At 29.9% G+C, this 15,667-nt stretch carries 14 protein-coding genes; 10 read left to right on the forward strand and 4 right to left on the reverse strand.

Annotated features, from left to right (window positions below; translation table 11 throughout):
• Positions 1 to 45: 45 nt before the first annotated feature.
• From BN1865_RS10265 to treC, 7 genes are all read left to right on the forward strand, one after another.
• A complete protein-coding gene (locus BN1865_RS10265; RefSeq protein ID WP_050637163.1) occupies positions 46 to 1,371 on the forward strand; it encodes a glycoside hydrolase family 32 protein in 1,326 nt (441 codons plus the stop codon).
• Positions 1,372 to 1,413: 42 nt separating this feature from the next.
• Positions 1,414 to 2,922: an HD domain-containing phosphohydrolase gene (locus tag BN1865_RS10270; RefSeq protein WP_082189969.1), complete on the forward strand. Its 1,509-nt coding sequence runs from the start codon at positions 1,414 to 1,416 to the stop codon at positions 2,920 to 2,922.
• A gap of 85 nt (positions 2,923 to 3,007) precedes the next feature.
• On the forward strand, positions 3,008 to 3,700 hold the full coding sequence (locus tag BN1865_RS10275; protein WP_050637165.1) for an ABC transporter ATP-binding protein: 693 nt from the start codon (positions 3,008 to 3,010) through the stop codon (positions 3,698 to 3,700).
• Entirely contained in the window at positions 3,701 to 5,257 is a 1,557-nt protein-coding gene (locus tag BN1865_RS10280; protein ID WP_050637166.1) for a putative ABC exporter domain-containing protein, read from the forward strand.
• A 77-nt stretch (positions 5,258 to 5,334) separates the two neighbouring features.
• Positions 5,335 to 6,045, forward strand: a complete 711-nt coding sequence (gene treR / locus BN1865_RS10285) for a trehalose operon repressor (protein ID WP_198527271.1) — start codon at positions 5,335 to 5,337, stop codon at positions 6,043 to 6,045.
• Positions 6,046 to 6,376: 331 nt separating this feature from the next.
• The gene (gene treP / locus BN1865_RS10290; protein ID WP_050637168.1) at positions 6,377 to 8,278 is read left to right on the forward strand and encodes a PTS system trehalose-specific EIIBC component; all 1,902 of its coding nucleotides are present in this window, start codon (positions 6,377 to 6,379) and stop codon (positions 8,276 to 8,278) included.
• An 11-nt stretch (positions 8,279 to 8,289) separates the two neighbouring features.
• Positions 8,290 to 9,927, forward strand: coding sequence for an alpha,alpha-phosphotrehalase (gene treC / locus BN1865_RS10295; RefSeq protein WP_050637169.1), 1,638 nt, complete (start codon positions 8,290 to 8,292; stop codon positions 9,925 to 9,927).
• Between the two features lie 78 nt (positions 9,928 to 10,005).
• Here the strand turns inward: treC and BN1865_RS10300 are convergent, their stop codons facing one another.
• Genes BN1865_RS10300 through BN1865_RS10315 form a run of 4 tightly spaced genes read right to left on the reverse strand, consistent with a single transcriptional unit; the run spans position 10,006 to position 12,977 of the window.
• The gene (locus tag BN1865_RS10300; protein ID WP_050637170.1) at positions 10,006 to 10,767 is read right to left on the reverse strand and encodes an ABC transporter permease; all 762 of its coding nucleotides are present in this window, start codon (positions 10,765 to 10,767) and stop codon (positions 10,006 to 10,008) included.
• Positions 10,764 to 11,675, reverse strand: coding sequence for an ABC transporter ATP-binding protein (locus BN1865_RS10305; protein ID WP_050637171.1), 912 nt, complete (start codon positions 11,673 to 11,675; stop codon positions 10,764 to 10,766). Before BN1865_RS10305 ends, BN1865_RS10300 begins: the two co-directional genes overlap by 4 nt.
• Entirely contained in the window at positions 11,675 to 11,875 is a 201-nt protein-coding gene (locus BN1865_RS10310; protein WP_050637172.1) for a PLDc N-terminal domain-containing protein, read from the reverse strand. Before BN1865_RS10310 ends, BN1865_RS10305 begins: the two co-directional genes overlap by 1 nt.
• A gap of 1 nt (position 11,876) precedes the next feature.
• Positions 11,877 to 12,977, reverse strand: a complete 1,101-nt coding sequence (locus tag BN1865_RS10315; RefSeq protein WP_050637173.1) for a helix-turn-helix domain-containing protein — start codon at positions 12,975 to 12,977, stop codon at positions 11,877 to 11,879.
• Positions 12,978 to 13,271: 294 nt separating this feature from the next.
• Here BN1865_RS10315 and BN1865_RS10320 point away from each other — a divergent pair, with 294 nt between their 5' ends.
• From BN1865_RS10320 to BN1865_RS10330, 3 genes are all read left to right on the forward strand, one after another.
• The gene (locus tag BN1865_RS10320; protein WP_028044358.1) at positions 13,272 to 13,472 is read left to right on the forward strand and encodes a cold-shock protein; all 201 of its coding nucleotides are present in this window, start codon (positions 13,272 to 13,274) and stop codon (positions 13,470 to 13,472) included.
• Between the two features lie 230 nt (positions 13,473 to 13,702).
• Positions 13,703 to 13,903, forward strand: coding sequence for a cold-shock protein (locus BN1865_RS10325; protein ID WP_050637174.1), 201 nt, complete (start codon positions 13,703 to 13,705; stop codon positions 13,901 to 13,903).
• A 332-nt stretch (positions 13,904 to 14,235) separates the two neighbouring features.
• Entirely contained in the window at positions 14,236 to 15,537 is a 1,302-nt protein-coding gene (locus BN1865_RS10330; protein ID WP_050635889.1) for an IS30 family transposase, read from the forward strand.
• Positions 15,538 to 15,667 lie beyond the last annotated feature (130 nt).

Here is a 15,667-nt window from a genome sequence, read left to right on the forward strand (position 1 = left end):
TTAAAATGATAACATAAAAGGAGAATAATAAGGAGGAATGAATTGATGAGACCTCAATTACATTTGACAGCACCACAAAATTGGATGAATGATCCTAATGGACTGATTTATTATCAAGGAATGTATCATATTTTTTATCAGCATTTCCCATACACTTGTGAGTGGGGAACAATGCATTGGGGACATGCTGTGAGTCGTGATCTTATCCACTATGAACATTTACCTATTGCTTTATATCCTTCTAAATATTACGACCGTAATGGCTGTTTTTCAGGTTCTGCTATAGAATATCAAGGGAAGATGTATCTCTATTATACAGCAATACGTTATGCCAAAGAAAATCCAGAATATATACATGTTCAATATAGCGATGATGATTTAATAGCAAGTCAGGCAGTTGTTATATCAGAAGATGGTTATCATTTTGACAATCGAGATTGTAAACATTTGGTTGTAGATGTTATCAAAGATCAAAATTTAGGGGATGTACGACATACAAGAGACCCTAAGGTATGGATTGGACATGATGGGTATATTTATATGGTTGTTGGTAGTAAAGTCTCAAATGGGTGTGGATATGATGGAGAAGTTTTATTTTATAAGAGTGAAGATGGTGTGCATTTTACATATCAAAATAGATTTATAGATTCTTCCATTGGGGATATGTGGGAATGTCCAGATATTTTGACGATTGATAAACAGGATTATATGATTTTTTCACCTGAAAATATCGATGTTGCTCCACGTCCTAATAGTAACGCTGTGATTATGCCTGTCGCTTTTGATGAAAAAACTTGTTCACTCACTAAATTAGATACGTATATGTATCTTGATTATGGATTGGATTTTTATGCACCGCAAACATTTGTTGATGAATATAAAAATCGAGTGATGTTTGGCTGGTTACGTATGCGTAAACCAGTGGAAGGTGAAAATTGGTGTGGTATGCTGACAATGCCACGTGTCTTAACACAAAAGGGTGGTCATATTTATCAGCAGGTACATCCACATATTCAAAAATTATTTAATCAAAAAACAAATACAATTGATTTTGATGAACCATTTTTAATGCGTATATCAATGTTAGAAAATGAGGATGTTTTTTTAGGTGGACTTCATTTATATATTCAAGATGATTGTTTATGGTGCAATCGAGAAGCTATATCTATTCATGAGGATAAAGTTTGTAATTTAACACATACACCACCATTAAATCAGCGTTATGATTTAGAGATTTATTATGATGGTCAAGTTTTTGAAATATTTATTAATGATGGATATTATGTCTTAAGTCAGATTGTTTATAAGATTATAAAAGAACAAACGAAAATAAAGAATATAGAACTTTATAAGTTATCTAAAATTCAATAATTGACTCGCATACTTCCATAAAATGGAATATAATAAATAAGAATGGAAGGTGAAATCATGCCAACAAAACATAATTATATTGTTATGGTGGGGAAAGATGAACAAATTAACCAAGAAGTAACGGGAATACTTCTTGATTATTATAAGCCAATCATTGAAACAGAAATAACAAAAGCACTTCAAAATCTTTGTGTCTATAAAGATCAGATAGCGGCTATTGTTATTGATGATAGTATGGGACAAAAGGATATTAGAAACTTTTTAAGTTTTTGTATAATGGAACAACTTGATACCCAAATGCCAATGTTTTTATTAGATGGAACAGAAGATGATGAATTGTATAATGAAGCTGTTTCGTTAAAGATTGATGAGGTTATTCGTAAACCTTATCGAATTGATATTTTAAAAACACGTGTTCTTAATTTAACAGAACTATTTAGGCATAAGTATCGCTTACAATGGCTGGTTGATACGCAAACCAAAGAGTTACGTGAAAGTATTGAAATTCTTAATCATATGAGAATGGAAGTGCTTGAATCTTTGGGAACATTAGTAGAGTTTAGAAGTTTTGAATCAGGTGAACATATTTATCGAGTCCATTTTATAACAGAGTTATTAATGCGAGAATTTCAAAAATGTTATCCAGAGTATAATATTTCTGATGAAATGATTCCAGAAATATGTATGGCTTCTATTCTTCATGATATAGGGAAAATATCAGTGAGCGATACCATTTTAAATAAGCCAGGACGTTTAACTGATGATGAGTTTGAACAGATGAAAAAGCATACTGAATATGGTTGTGAGATTCTTAAACATTTTAAAGGGTTGTATACTGATGATACGTATAGCTTTTATTATGATGTGATTCGATATCATCATGAAAAATGGGATGGCAAAGGTTATCCTGATGGCTTAAAAGGAAATGAAATTCCAATTTGGGCACAAATTGTTTCAGTGGCTGATATTTATGATGCCTTAACAAGTACTCGTGTTTATAAACCGCCTTATGATCATCAAACTGCTGTTCAAATGATGTTTAATGGAGAATGTGGAGTTATTAATCCTGATGTTTTAGAATGCTTTTTACATATTGAAGATAAAATTATGATGACTTCTCAAAAAAATCAAAAAATAAGTAATAAAACAATTTCAAATATACAAGATAATAATCTGGTTTTGCATAATTTAGAAAGAGAACGTGCTTATCATCGTGCTTATACAGAATTATTATCACAGTCTTTTTTTGAATTTGATTCTGAGTATCGAACATTAGAACATTTCAATGTGTTAGGACGCACAGGGACAGAACATTTTAAACCGAATATGTTTAGTGAAGTTCATCCTGATGATATTGAAAAATTAAAAAAGGCTTTAAAATTTGCATCAGCTAAAGATCCTATCATTAAAATTGAAATCAGAGTTTCTGATGAATTGACAATGGGAGAATATGTTCGTTATTTAGTAACAATTCGCACAACTTGGGATATTTATACAAACAAACGTTTAGGTGGCGTTGGAAAAATGGAAAAAATACTTGATAGATTTTAGTTATTGGCTAAAATCTTTTTTCTTTGTCCAAAAGTAAGTGAACAATAAAGTGATATCAAGTATAATGAACATAGGAGGGATTATTATGATAGAAGTGAATCATTTAACTAAAAGATATGGAGATTTTAAGGCAGTCGAAGATATTAATTTAATTGCTGATACAGGAAAAATAACAATTTTATTAGGACCAAATGGTGCTGGAAAATCAACAACTATTAAAAGTATTGCAAATTTATTAAAATTTGAAGGGGAAATTAAAATTTGTAGTCATCCTAATGAAACAATTGAAGCAAAACGTTGTTTTGGCTATGTTCCAGAAACACCTGTTTTATATGATTTATTGACAGTTGAAGAACATATTGATTTTATTGGTCATGCTTATCAGATTGAAGATTATAAACAAAAAGCAGAAAAATATTTAGATCTTTTTAAATTAACAGAAAAAAGAAAGAAAATGGCTAAAGAATTAAGTAAAGGAATGACTCAGAAGTTAAGTATGTTGTTGGCTATTATGATAGAACCAACAGCTTTATTAATAGATGAACCAATGGTTGGATTAGACCCAGCGAGTATTGAAGAAACTTTGCACATATTTAGACGTTTGGCTGATGAAGGATGTGCGATTTTGATTAGTACACATATTATTGATATTGTGAGTGAAATATTTGATGAAGCTTATATTATGAATAAAGGGCATATTATTAAACATGTTATGAAAGATGAGTTGCAGGGTGAGTCTTTAAAAGAGTATTTCTTTGAATTAACGGATGGTGAATAAATGAAAACACTTATTTATCTCTGGTTTTTAAAATCAAAAGCAAATATCAGAAATCTTTTTAAAAAACCTGCCAGTGCTATTTTTACTGTTTTGATGATATTGCTTTATGGATTTATTTTTGTTGCTTTATTTTTAGGAAATGAGCAAACGAATATGAGTGTAAGTTATGATTTACATTCATCTATTTTATTGATTATTGCTTTTTTAGCAATGATGTTATTTTCAACAATGATGTCTTCAAAGAAAGCTTTGTTTTTTGGAGAGGATGCTTTTTATTTATTTGGTGGTCCTTTTACAAGAAAACAAATTATGGCTTATTTAACATTGCAGACAATTGTCCAATCTTTATTTATTAGTTTATTTGCTTTGGTTTTCTTTGCTGGATTTAGTAGTGGAGTAGCTTTTAATGGTACTTTTATTGGATTATTGTTGTTGGGTGTTTTTGTGACTATTATGATATTTTTAGTATTAACGGATTATCTTTATGTTGTTTCTATTAGTGATGAGAAATTGAAAATATTACCTAAAGTGATTATTGGTGTTTTTATAGTTGCTGTTATTGGAGTGTTAATTGGAACATATTTAGAAACAGGACGTTTAACAACATTAATGGTTGATTTTATTCAATCATCATTATTTTACTATATACCTGTTTTTGGTTGGTTAAAGTTAGCATTAATTGGCTTTGCGATGGGAAATAATATAATGATAGCAATTGGTATGGGATTATTGATTGTAGGTTTTATTTTAATATATGTTTTATTTATTAATTATAAAGGTGATTTTTATGAGCAGGCTATTCAAGATTCATTGGATTATTCTAAACGTTATAAGTCTTTAAAACAAGGAAATCAAAATGCAATGAAAGATCTTAAAGTAAAAGATGTTCATTCTCATTTTTATAATGGTGCTTATGCTATTATGTCAAAAAATTTCTTACTTATGAAAAAAACTGGGCATCTGATTTCTTTAAGTGATATTGTTTCGATTGGGATTTATATTGCAGTGACTATTTTTAGTGGTTTAGGATTTGGATTTTTTGTATATATGATGGTTATTTGGGTTTTTTCTTCATTACAGAATAGTGAATTAGCAACTGAATTAAAGAATTATCAAGTTTATTTAATTCCTGATAAACCATTAAAAAAATTAATAGCTGTCATTCTTCCTACATTTTTAAAAGTCTGTGCAGTTTCAATAATTTCATTTATAATTATAGGAATCTATTATCAAACAGATATTTTGACATTAATTATGTACATTATTAATTTAATAGGATATATTTGTGTCTTTATGAGTGCAAGTATTCTCACTTTAAGAATCTTAAAAAGTCGTTCTTCACAATTATTTGAAAATATGATGAGAATGTTTATTATGATTGTTTGTGCTTTACCAAGTATTATTCTTACAGTCTATTTTATATTGAATGGAAACTACGATATGACAATACTTAGTATCATTTCTTATTCATCATTAGTATTAAATTTTGTTATTTCAGGAATTATTTTATTTACATGTCAGGATATGATGAATGGTCGTGAGTTAAAGAGTGAATAATTCACTCTTTTCTTGTACGGACATCTATTGATAAAAAGAAAAGAGTTGTGTATACTAGATATAAAGGATGTGGAATGATGAGTAAATATCAGATGATTTATCAGGATTTATTAAATAAAATTAAACATAAAGATATAAAACCAGGGAGTTATTTACCTAGTGAAAATGAATTAATGAAACAATATGATGCTTCTAGAGATACAATTAGAAAAGCGTTAAATTTATTGTTACAGAATGGTTATATTCAAAAAAATAAAGGAAAGGGATCTCTTGTTTTAGATGTTGATAGAATTGCTTTTCCAGTTTCAGGAGTTACAAGTTTTAAAGAATTACAAAAGACTATGCAGACAGATGTTGAAACAATTGTTCATCTCTTTTTAAAAGAAGAAGTACCTGATGAGTTAAAAGAAGATTTATATATGGAGGAAGGCATGGTCTATCATGTTGAAAGAATTAGAAAAATTGATGGACAAAAAGTTATTTTAGATTTGGATTATCTAAATGCAAATATTATTACAGGATTAGAGAGAAAACATGCTGAAAATTCTTTATATGAATATATTGAAAAACAGTTAGGACTAAAGATTAGTTTTGCTAGAAAAGAAATTACTGTAGTGAAAGCAAGTAAGCATGAAAAAGAATTATTGGATATGCAGGATTATGATTTGCTGGTATGTGTGAAATCTTATACATATTTAGAAGATGCGACATTATTCCAATATACTATTTCTAAACATCGTCCTGATAAGTTTAGATTTGTAGATTTTGCCCGTAGAACTGAATTATAAAGTGGTAAAAGTCATTCAAACTCAAAAAAGTTTTGGATGAAATATGAATTGAACAGATTATAAATTCATAACTAAAAATAGTTACATATGTGAAAAAGCGCTAAATTTCTTAGATAGCCCTAAAGAAGAACGCTCAATATATAGAAAAATATGATATTCTTAAGAAAGATGGAATGCATTTTCTATATATTTTGGTAATGAGAAGTCGTATTTATTGAAGATAAGTAAAAAACTTATCTTTTTTTATTTTGTTGTTGACATACATGTACGTACATGTTAAGATGAGAGTGTAAAAGATGTACGTACAAGTTTAAAAGAGGAGAGAAGAAAGATGGGAAAGTTTAGTCAAGATGCACAAGAACTTTTAAAACAGGTTGGTGGTAAAGAAAACATTCAGGCTGTTTCACATTGTGTCACAAGAATGCGTTTTGTATTGGTTGATGCGAAGTTAGCAAATGTTCAGGCGATTGAAAAGATACCTTCAGCAAAAGGAACATTTACACAATCAGGACAATTTCAGGTGATTATTGGTAATGAAGTTCAAGAATTTTATAATGATTTTATTGCTGTGAGTGGAATTGAAGGTGTGAGTAAAGATCAAGTGAAAAAATCAGCCCAAGGGCAACAAACACGATTACAAAAATTAATGGGGGATTTAGGTGAAATATTTGCCCCAATTATTCCTGCTTTAATTTGTGGAGGTTTGATTTTAGGTTTTAGAAATTGTATTGATGCTATTCAGTTTTTTGAAAATGGAACTAAGACATTGGTTGAAGTTTCGCAGTTTTGGAGTGGGGTAGATAGTTTTTTATGGTTGATTGGTGAGGCGGTTTTTCATTTCTTGCCAGTTGGAATTGTTTGGTCAATAACTAAAAAAATGGGAACAACCCAAATTCTAGGAATTGTATTAGGAATTACGTTAGTTTCTCCACAGTTATTAAATGCCTATTCAGTTGCAAGTACAGCAGCAGGCGATATTCCAACATGGAACTTTGGATTTGCTCAGGTACAGATGATTGGCTATCAGGCGCAAGTTATTCCCGCTATCTTAGCAGGTTTTGCATTGGTTTATTTTGAGAAATTCTTTAGAAAGATATCTCCAGCTGCGATTAGTATGATTATTGTTCCATTTTGTTCATTATTATTAGCAGTATTAGTTGCACATACTATTTTAGGACCAATTGGTTGGGTTGTTGGTGATTGGATTTCTAGTGTTGTGTGGGCTGGTTTAACATCTTCATTGAATTGGTTATTTGCTGGCGTATTTGGTCTTTTATATGCACCACTTGTTATTACAGGATTGCATCATATGACAAATGCTATTGATACACAATTAGTGAGTTCATTTGGTGGGACTATTCTTTGGCCAATGATTGCTTTATCTAATATTGCTCAAGGTTCTGCTGTTTTGGCAATGATCATCTTACAAAAGAAAAATGAACGTGCACAACAAATTTCTATTCCTGCTTGTATTTCTTGTTATTTAGGAGTCACGGAACCAGCTTTATTTGGTGTGAATTTGAAATACATGTTTCCATTTGTATGTGGAATGATTGGTTCATCATTGGCAGCGATTTTCTCAGTAGCAACTGGAACAATGGCAGCTTCTATTGGAGTCGGTGGAATTCCAGGCATCCTATCTATTTTACCTCAGTATATGATAAATTTTGCAATTGCTATGATCATTGCAATAACTGTTCCATTTGTTTTGACTTTCATTGTTGGAAAGAAGAAGTTAACACTTTCTGATTTAAATGGTGAAGTTGATAATGATTCAATCATTGATGTTGAAAATATGACATTTGTATCACCATTACAAGGAACGGTTATTCCTTTATCAGAAGTAGAAGATAAAGTTTTTTCTGAAGGCTTAATGGGTGACGGATATGCTGTAGAATTAAAAAGTGGAGAAGTTGTTGCTCCATTTGATGGTGAAGTGATGATGACTTTTCCAACCAAACATGCCTATGGAATCAAACGCAGTGATGGTGTAGAAGTCCTTATTCATTTAGGAATGGATACAGTTGAGTTAAATGGTGAAGGTTTTGAATGTTTGGTAAAAGTAGGAGATAAAGTTAAGCAAGGAGCTATAATTGCAAGAGTTGATCTTGATTATGTACGAAAACATGGCAAGTCATTGGTTTCTCCAATTATCTTTACAAGTGGTCAACATATTACATTGCAGGATAAAAAAGAAGTTCTTTCCAATCAGGAAATTCTTCAAATTGTATAGGAGGATCTCATATGTCAGATTTTAAAAATAAAGTTATTTATCAAATATATCCTAAGTCATTTTGTGATACGAATCATGATGGAATCGGAGATATCCAAGGAATTATCAAAAAACTTGATTACTTAAAAGAACTTGGTATTGATATGATTTGGATGTGTCCAATCTTTGCATCACCACAAAGAGATAGTGGCTATGATATTAAAGATTATTATCAGATTGATCCTATATTTGGGACAATGAAAGATTTAGATGAGTTGATTGCTGAAGCTAAAAAAAGAGATATTTCCTTGATGTTTGATATGGTCTTTAATCATACTTCTACTGAACATCAATGGTTTCAGGAAGCTTTAAAAGGCAATGAAAAATATAAAAATTATTATTTCTTTAAAAAGGGAAAAGATGGAAATCTTCCAACAAACTGGGATTCTAAATTTGGTGGAAAAGCATGGAAATATGTTCCTGAATTTGATGAGTATTATCTTCATTTATATGATGATAAACAAGCTGATTTAAATTGGAAAAATGAAGAAGTCAGAAATGAATTGATTAAAATTATTAATTTTTGGTTAAAAAAAGGAATTCGTGGATTCCGTTTCGATGTTATTAATAATATTGATAAGCGTGTTTTTGCAGATAGTCCAGATGGTTTAGGAAAACAATTCTATTGTGACCAGCCTAAGGTTCATGATTATCTTCATGAAATGAATATACATTCATATGGAAATATTAATGATTGTATTACGGTCGGTGAAATGTCTGCAACTAGTGTAGATAACTGTATTGGCTATACAAATCCAAATAATCATGAATTAGATATGGTCTTTAGTTTTCATCATTTAAAAGTTGACTATGTCAATAAAGAAAAGTGGACATCAATGCCATTTGATTTTCAAGAATTAAAAGATTTATTAAATACTTGGCAAGTCAGAATGCAGCAGGGAAATGGCTGGAATGCTTTGTTTTGGAACTGCCATGATCAGCCACGTAGTGTTTCTCGTTTTGGTGATGATAAAAAATATCGTAAAGAATCAGCAAAAATGTTAGCAACTGTGATGCATATGATGCGAGGAACTCCATACATTTATCAAGGTGAAGAAATAGGAATGACCAATCACTATTTCACAGATATTAAGCAATATTGTGATGTTGAAAGCATTAATGCTTATCATATCTTAAAAGAACAAGGCATAGAAGAAAAACAAATTCATAAGATATTACAAGAAAAATCACGTGATAATGCACGTACGCCAATGCAGTGGGACAATAGTCAATATAGTGGTTTCTCTGATACTAAGCCATGGTTACAGGTCAATAATAATTATCAGGACATTAATGTTGAAAATGATTTAAAAGATCCAGATTCTATTTTTAAGTATTATCAGCAGTTAATTCAGTTAAGAAAAACACATAAGATTATCAGTGATGGAACATATACTCCCTTATTAGAAGACCATCCACAAATCTTTGCATTTCAAAGAAACTATAATAATGAAGAACTCATCGTTCTTAATAATTTCTATGAAAAAGAAGTCACAATTGATATAGAAAATATATCTGATTATAAAGTTCTTATTTCTAATTATGCAGACCATGAGTTATCTAAAGGTGTTACTTTAAGACCTTATGAAACAATCGTTTTATTAAAATAAGAGTGGTCTACTATAGATGTAAAAGCACTTATCTTTTTACGATAAGTGCTTTTGTCTGACATCAAATAGGTGCTTATTCTATAACTGTTTTTTATTGAAAAGACTTATACTTAAAATGATATTCATAACAATTATAACAATTGATACAATGAGTGATGGAATAAAATCAGTTACAGAAAGAGAATGTGTTAAAAGAGCCAAATTCTCAGTCATTAAATAAATGGGACTATATTTAGAAAGTGTTTCAAAAATAGAAATGATCATACTTATTATATAACCAAGACCAGCTAATAAAAGTCCACCAGTCATATTTTTTGTTAATATATTTCCTAAAATAATAAAACTTATCATTAATAAGCCAAATATCCAAACAAAACTTACAGATGCAAATAGATTATAAACAGTTGTATCATTCCAAAATAACAAATTATAGAGATAAGTTATTCCAAAACTCAAATAATAACACAATGTCCAAATAAGGCTGACTGAAATGAATTTTGATAAAACAATTGTTTGACGAGGAAATCCTTTGGAAAGAATATTGACTAATGTCCCTTTACTCAGTTCATTTGACATGACTCCACCAAATACGACGAGAAAAATAATAAGACCCATTTGTGGAACGTTTTTAAAAAATTGTGCCCATGAATCAAAAACAGTAGGAGTAGGAATATTCATAACGCCTTCAGGCATAACTAAAGAAACGATTTCAGGAAGATACTTGGCTGTAATAGGATTTAAAAATCCTAAAAGTAGAAATATCATAATTACAATAAAAAGTTTATATGTTCTTAAGTATTCTATAAATTCTTTTCTAGAAAATGCTATGAAAGATTTCATTTGACAACCTCCATAAATAAATTCTCCAAAGTTGGTTCTTCGATAATAACTTTTTCTGCTTTTATATGATTATGATATAGATAATAAAATACTTTCATTTCTGTATCATAGATGTCTTTTGAATTGATAATGATACGTTGATGTTCATCTTGAGTAATATGGAAATCTGAAAATTCCTGTATAAATTGTTCAATATCAGTATAATCATAGAATTGAATTGATAAAGTATTTACAGAATGCTTTGCTTTTACATCTTCTAAAGAACCTTGAAACGCAATTGTTCCATTATTCAAAATTGCAATTTCATCACATATTCTTTCAACATCTGAAAGAATATGCGTTGAAAAGATTATTGTTGTTTTATCTTTTACTTTTTGAAGAATATCTAAAATATCTTTTCTACCAATGGGATCTAATGCTGAGGTAGGCTCATCACAAATTAACAATTGAGGATCATTCAACAAAGCCTGGGCAATACCTAATCTCTGTTTCATTCCTCTTGAAAAACCCGATATACGTTTTTTAGCATGTGAAGATAGTCCGACTAATTCAATTAATTCTTGAGATTTATGTTGGATATCTTTTTTTGTCATACCTGTGACTTGACCACAAAGTTCTAAATATTCTAATGGTGACATAAAGTTATAAAACTCTGGAACATCAGGTAAATAACCAATATATTGATTGGTTTGATTATTACCGTATTTTACTTTTTTTTGACATACAGTAATCTCACCACCATCTGTTTTTAATAAACCAAGAATGGCTTTCATTGTCGTTGTTTTACCAGCACCATTTTGTCCAATAAAACCAAATATTGTGTGTTCCTTAACTGAAAAATGAACATCTTTTAAAACCTCTTGTTGACCAAAACTTTTTTTAATGTGATTTATTTCAAGAATTGTCATCAATCTTCACCTCTACCAAATATAAAATAAACAACTGGTCCAATAAATTGAACAAATAAAACAATAATACACCAAACAATCTTATTGCCAAATTTATAATGTGGATGTCTTAAGACATGAATAAATGAGAAAATAGCTAATGATAATTCTAAAATAATAATAGGTAATAATACTGGTAAATATTTTATAAGTGTATCCATATTAATCCTCCTTGATATTTTTTAATTGATTGAGACAAATTTGAAAACGTTTTTCATTTTGTAATTTTGTTAAGGCTGGGTGACTTAAGGCATTGATAACTGATTCTTTAATAAGTTGAGGACCTCTAGGTGCATGTGTTCCAAGCATTAAATCATTTAACCAATGATCAATGTCTTTAAAAAAATCATCACCATGTAAATTTAAGGAATGAAGATCAGTTGTTAAAAGTAAGTGTGTATATTTTTCAATCATTGTTAATGCTTGTTCAATATTTTTGTAAGTTGTATAAAATATAGCAGCATTTAAATAAACAACAGCAGAGATATTAAAATGTAATTGTTCAATATGAAATATATCCATGATTTGAAAAACGCGATTTAATATTTCTTCACAATATTCTCGTTTATCCATATTCACATTTAATAATGATATAGAATCCTGGATAGTCATTAGAAGATGTTGATAAATATTGCTTTGATAAATTTCATTTGCTTTTTCTACATTTCCTAACATTTGAAAAGCGGCAGCGATCATTTCGGAATCTTGAGATATAGGGCGTGCAGTTTCACCTAAAGTATCCAAGATATCATAAGGTTTTTGTAAAACGAGTAATATTGTGAGTTCTAATGAAATTGCATCTTTAATAAGAGATGGCTGATGACTTTCATTTTCAATACGTTTACAGAGTGAAAGAGCATCATTGGCAATATCATCTTTATTTTCAAAAAGCATGTAATGATTGACATAAAGAACACTCATATAGTATAAAAATTCAAAACATGAATAATATTGTTTTATGAGTTGTTGAGAATGCTCATATGCACTCATTGGATTCTGTCCCATTTCAACAGCAAGATTCTTATATAAAGATTCAATTCGTTCTTTAGTAAGTTGTGGTGAATATCCCATAAGTTCATCAACGGATATATTGAACAAGGCTGCTAATTGTGGCAAAAGAGTAATATCGGGGAAAGTAAAGTTATTTTCCCATTTTGAGACAGATGACTTTGAAACACCAATATATTCTGCTAATTGATCTTGTGTTAATTTGTTTTTTCTTCTGTAATAAACTATATTTTTACCTAAGTTTAGTTCATTCATTTTATTGACCTCCCTCTTATACTTTCATTATAAATTATTCAGTATAAATAACAATGGATTTACAATCAACACATGGAAGAAAAGTTTCCATTTAGGAAACTTATTTAAATAGAAAAATTAAACATAAATTGGTTTGACTTATAGAACGAGTCATGTTATGATGAGCGAGTAATAAAAGGCTACAAATTATAATTCACAATGGGAATTGTTAATGAGCACTTGATGTACAAATTCCTAATGTGAATTTTTTATATCAAAGCTTCCTTTTGTTAACACAAAGAAGGAGGTATTCAAATGAATACAGGTAAAGTAAAATGGTTTAATTCTGAAAAAGGTTTTGGTTTCATCACAGTTGATGGTGGAAAAGATGTATTTGTACATTTTTCTGCAATTGCTGGAAGTGGATACAAAACATTAGAAGAAGGACAAAACGTAAGCTTCGACATCGTTGAAGGTGACAGAGGTCCTCAAGCATCTAACGTTACAGTATTATAATCAAAAGGCAGGATTTCCTGCCTTTTTTCTTTAATTAAAGTATGATTATGAAAATAAATGAAATAAAGTTTGACTTGCTGGATTATACGTGTTAAGGTGATAGAGTAATAGAAGGTACAAATTATAATTCACAAAAGGAATTGTCGTTTAGCGCTTGATGTACAAATTCCTAATGTGAATTTTTTATATCAATGCTTCCTTGTGTTAACATCAAAAAAGGAGGTATTCAAATGAATACAGGTAAAGTAAAATGGTTTAATTCTGATAAAGGTTTTGGTTTCATTACTGCTGATGGAGGGAAAGATATTTTCGTACATTTCTCATCAATCGTTGGTTCTGGATTCAAATCATTAGAAGAAGGACAAAATGTTAGCTTCGATATCACTCAAGGTGATAGAGGAGATCAAGCATCTAACGTAACAGTATTATAATAAAAGAGTTAGGAGAAAATCCTAATTTTTTTTATTTATACAAAAAAGGTGATAACTACTTATCACCCGCCAAAGGACAAATTTTGTCCTTTTTTTTTACGCTTTTTCGCAGAACTTTATATTCTACGAAAGAAATTATAGCATAAATGTTAATATTTTCAATGAAAAATAAGAAAAAAGCATTTTCTTACAAAAAAACCCTCAAATTTTTTTGAAAAGTCCGTTTTAAGTATTTCTTTTTATTAAAGTTCCGTTTTTTTGTTATTTCATCTTTTTTTACTATAATGTATGTATAGGTATGGATTACTTCTGTATGAAAGGAGTCATTAACGATGGTTAAAAGTAATTCAATTCATCATTTAACTTATAAACAAAGGCAACACATTGAAACTCTTTTAAATGAATCCGTTAAGCTTTGCAATATTGCTTCAGAACTTCATAAGGATCCAAGAGGCATCAAAAAAGAAATTGTCAACCACAGGCAACTCTCCGTTAGACAGAATGCAAAAAACAAATGTGGTTTGCAGATTGTCTGTAAAAAATCAAGACTCTGTAATAACTGTGAATCTGGTTTATGCAAATACTGCAGCTATGCTAAATGTTCTACTCTCTGCTGTGATTTCCAGGAACTTCCTGAATGCAAAACAATGAAACGTTTCCCATATGTATGCAATGGCTGTGATAAAATCAAGGAATGCCCTTTACCAAAGGTATTCTATAAGGCTTCTACTGCTCAAACTGAATATGAATTTAATGTTTCAGAACACAAAAAAGGTCCTCAATTAAATGCAGTTCAAATGAAGCAGCTTGATAAGATTATCAGTGATGGTGTGAAACGAGGAATAGCCATTGAAGTCATCATAGAAACAAATCATCTTCATATTGCTCCCAGTACTGTCTATCATTACATTGATCTTAACTTATTGGAAGTCAAGAACATCGATCTGAAACGTAAAGTCAGATATCACCAAAGGTATACAATAAAGCCAAAAGCGAAGCCATTAAACTATGATTATTTAAATAATAGACGATTTGATGACTTTACTCAATATCTACTTGAAAATCCTGGAGTAAATATTTGGCAAATGGATACTTTAATAGGTAAAAAGGGAGAAGGCGAAAATACAGTCTTATCTCTTCTCTATACAAAAACAAATCTTCAGTTGTTTTTCAAACTAAGATCAAACTGTGCAGATGAAGTGAATAGAGTTTTTGAAAGAATCAAAAAGCATCTGGGAAGTGATCTCTTCAAGGAAATATTTGAATGTCTGCTTACAGATAACGGAAAGGAATTTTCAGATCCGTTATCAATTGAAGCAGATTCTCAGACTGGCGAAACACTTACACATGTTTTTTACTGCAATCCAGGAAGAAGTGACCAGAAAGGAAAATGTGAAAAGAATCATGAACACTTTAGAGAATGCATTCCTCAGGGTATAAGTTTTAATCCATATATGCATTCAGATATCATAAAGATATCAAATCAGGTAAACAATTATCCCAGAAAAATGTTAGGCTTTCATTCACCATATGAAAGTACAATGTCATTACTCAATAAAAAAGTATTTGAGCTAAATCAGCTTCATGAGATACCCGCTCATAAAGTTACACTCAAATACCCTAGAAAAGTTTAAAATCAAGATAAATCCATACCTTATCCAAGAATGAAAAACGGACTTTTCAGAACAAATTAAAAAAATTTGAGCTGAAACAGAGTTTTTGTGTACTCATTTTCTTGATTTCACACCCTTATTTTATCACACT

Source organism: Candidatus Stoquefichus sp. SB1, assembly GCF_001244545.1.
Lineage (GTDB): Bacteria > Bacillota_I > Bacilli_A > Erysipelotrichales > Coprobacillaceae > Stoquefichus.